Origin of the sequence: Bathymodiolus azoricus thioautotrophic gill symbiont (genome assembly GCF_001298715.1) — a bacterium.
Lineage (GTDB): Bacteria > Pseudomonadota > Gammaproteobacteria > PS1 > Pseudothioglobaceae > Thiodubiliella.
Genome location: NZ_CDSC02000345.1, coordinates 1 through 2,919, shown reverse-complemented (window position 1 = coordinate 2,919; position 2,919 = coordinate 1). Strand labels below are relative to the sequence as shown.

Here is a 2,919-nt window from a genome sequence, read left to right as displayed (position 1 = left end):
GGTTTTATATTCATCTAAATTGTAATTAATTAATTGATTTTTACGCATGCTAAATTGTATAATGTGCCCAATAAATTTCATATCATTGTAAAGTCTTATTTATGAATCAAATTAAACAAATGTTTGAGTTGCAGCAAAAACTTAATGATGCCACCAATGGGCTTATTTGGACCGAAGGTGCTACCAAAGAAGGGCGACAAATTTCATGGCTTCGCTGTATTTATATGGAAGCTGCTGAGGCGATTGATTCGTTTAACTGGAAACATTGGAAAAACATTGAAAGTGAACCAGACCTAGATAACGCTAAAGTTGAGCTGGTGGATATTTGGCACTTTATTATGTCCGAGGCGATTCATTTTGGCGACACACAATTTGCTGAGGCTTATGCCGATATACAACCTGAAAGAGAGGTTAATCCGGAACTCACTGTGGAAATTTTAGAAAAAATGATCGCCGTTGCCGCTAGTGCCAATGTGGATAAATCAAAAAATAGCTTGTATGAAATTACAGGGCTTTTCTTTCAGGCACTGGCAACAATGAATATGGATGTAACAGAACTTTATAAGCGTTATTTAATAAAAAACCAACTCAATACTTTTAGACAAGATCACGGTTATAAAGACGGCACTTATATCAAATTATGGGGGGGCGTTGAAGATAATGTGGTGGCTTTTAAACTGATGGAAGCACATCCTAATCTCAGCCCCAAGCAATTTTACAAAAAGTTAGAGGAGGCATACGCGCTATGATAAAAAAACTTAAAACAGAAATACAAAAAGTCATTATTGGACAAGAAGATCTGGTTGATCATTTGTTAATTGGACTGATTACCGGTGGTCATATTTTGGTTGAAAGCGTACCAGGATTGGCAAAAACCACGGCAATTAATACTTTGTCTAAAGCCTTAGGGATTCAGTTTAAACGCATTCAGTTTACGCCAGATTTACTACCCAGCGACCTAACAGGTGCACAAATTTACAACCCAAAAACAGGGGAGTTTAGCGTTAAAAAAGGGCCGATTTTCACCAACTTATTGTTGGCTGATGAAATCAATCGTGCACCTGCCAAAGTGCAGGCGGCATTGCTTGAAGTAATGGCAGAAAGGCAGGTGACGATTGCCGATGAAAGTTTTAAGCTAGATCAACCTTTTTTGGTTATGGCAACCCAAAATCCAGTGGAGCAAGAGGGAACCTATCAATTGCCAGAAGCACAACTTGATCGCTTTATGCTCAAAACAGTGCTTGATTATAATACTTTGGCAGAAGAATTGGAAGTGGTTAAACGAGTTGCTATTAATGGCTTTGAGCAGGTTGAGCAAGTGGCAGATATAGCATATATTGTCGATATTCGACAGCAGTTTGAGAAGATTCATGTGGATGATGCGGTGCAAAATTATATATTAAAAATAATTTTTGCAACCCGTTACCCGCAAGATTATGGCTTGGATTCAATCAAACATTATATTGAGTTTGGCGCTAGCCCAAGAGCCAGTATTGATTTATACAAAGCCAGTTGTGCTAAGGCATTAATACGGGGCAATGACTTTGTGACACCGCTTGACATTGCCAGTGTAGTAACAGAAGTGCTACAACACAGAATTGTTTTAAGTTATCAGGCGCAGGCTGAAAATATGAGTGTTGAGGCCATTATTAAACAGATACTTGAGGCAATTCAAGTGCCATAAATCAACCAAGGTTTTTTTATCATTATGATGTCAGCACAAGAAATAATATTACACGCTAAGAAGAATGTTTTTACCCAAAAGTCGGCGGAGCATTTGTCAAAAATGCGAGGTGATGGTTTGGATTTTTGCGAAATTCGCCCCTATCAGGCAGGTGATGATATTCGCAAAATAAATTTTTCTGCCAGTGGCAAAACGGGTGAATTACAAACCAATGTTTTTAACGAGGACAGGCAAATTAATGTGGTCATTTGCGTAATGCTTTCCAGTAGCCTACATTTTGGTTCTGTGCGTTTGAAAAATGAGTTAATTGCCGAGATTGTCGCACATTTGGCGTATTCTTCTATACAACAAAAGAACCAAACAAAACTGGTGTTTTTCTTTAACGATGAGCAGCAAATTTTTCAACTCAATAATATGGGTAGTTTGCTGTTGGCAATTGAAGCACTGCTAAATTTTGACTTGTTAAAAATACAAATAAACCCAGAAACACTGAGCACTTATTTGGTTCAGCAGGCAAAATCATTGGTTTTTGTTATTGGTGATTTTTATCAGTCCAGTGATTATAGTAGGGTTGCCCATAAAAACCAAATAAATGCAATAATAGTGCGTGACCCATTAGAAGAGTTACCAATTTTTGGCACAGAATTAAGTTTGAAAAATGCACAAAATAACAGCAGTATTGAAGTGGATTTTGATAAAAAATTAGCAAAAAAATATCAATCTCAATTAAAAATTGAGGACGATAAGCGTTATTTGCATTTTGCTCAACATAAAATCAATGTGGGTAAAATCTACACCAACGATGATGTTTTTGTCAAACTTTCGCAAATTTTAAAGTGAAGGGAGGGCGCTTAAGACAATAATTATGGATACTTTAAAAGACATTAAACCACTGGTTGACATTGCAGATCATTCCTTTACTTATCTATTGGTTTTATTGTTTGTTGTGTTGTTGATGGCGTTGCTTGCAGGATATTTTGGTTGGAAAAAATTTCAATTAAAACGCCGTAATGATAAAAAAAGAAAGGCACTCAACCTACTTAAAAACCTTGATTTTAACGACAGTAAGCTCACAGCTTATACATTCAGTCGTTATGCCAATGTGCTGGTGAATGATAACAATGCAGTCGATTTTGAGAAAATCAATACAGCATTATTAGCCTATAAATATAAAGAAAAAGTGGCGCAATTAGAACCCGATTTAATTAAAAAAATCAAGGATTTTCTTCATGTTT

At 36.4% G+C, this 2,919-nt stretch carries 4 protein-coding genes; all 4 read left to right on the top strand.

What is annotated here, in order from left to right; all coding sequences use genetic code 11:
• The first annotated feature begins 101 nt into the window (after positions 1-101).
• Positions 102-749 (top strand): dUTP diphosphatase, encoded by a 648-nt coding sequence (locus BAZSYMA_RS06760; protein WP_090717005.1) that lies wholly within the window; start codon positions 102-104, stop codon positions 747-749.
• Positions 746-1,684 (top strand): AAA family ATPase, encoded by a 939-nt coding sequence (locus BAZSYMA_RS06755; RefSeq protein ID WP_195910136.1) that lies wholly within the window; start codon positions 746-748, stop codon positions 1,682-1,684. Before BAZSYMA_RS06760 ends, BAZSYMA_RS06755 begins: the two co-directional genes overlap by 4 nt.
• A 24-nt stretch (positions 1,685-1,708) precedes the next feature.
• Positions 1,709-2,524: a DUF58 domain-containing protein gene (locus BAZSYMA_RS06750; RefSeq protein WP_090717001.1), complete on the top strand. Its 816-nt coding sequence runs from the start codon at positions 1,709-1,711 to the stop codon at positions 2,522-2,524.
• Positions 2,525-2,549: 25 nt separating this feature from the next.
• The coding region (locus BAZSYMA_RS06745) for a hypothetical protein (protein ID WP_090716998.1) at positions 2,550-2,919 on the top strand (370 nt) is incomplete at its 3' end.

Coding starts and splice junctions, on each gene's coding strand:
- BAZSYMA_RS06760 (WP_090717005.1), top strand. CDS start 102: ATGAATCAAATTAAACAAATGTTTGAGTTGCAGCAAAAACTTAATGAT.
- BAZSYMA_RS06755 (WP_195910136.1), top strand. CDS start 746: ATGATAAAAAAACTTAAAACAGAAATACAAAAAGTCATTATTGGACAA.
- BAZSYMA_RS06750 (WP_090717001.1), top strand. CDS start 1,709: ATGATGTCAGCACAAGAAATAATATTACACGCTAAGAAGAATGTTTTT.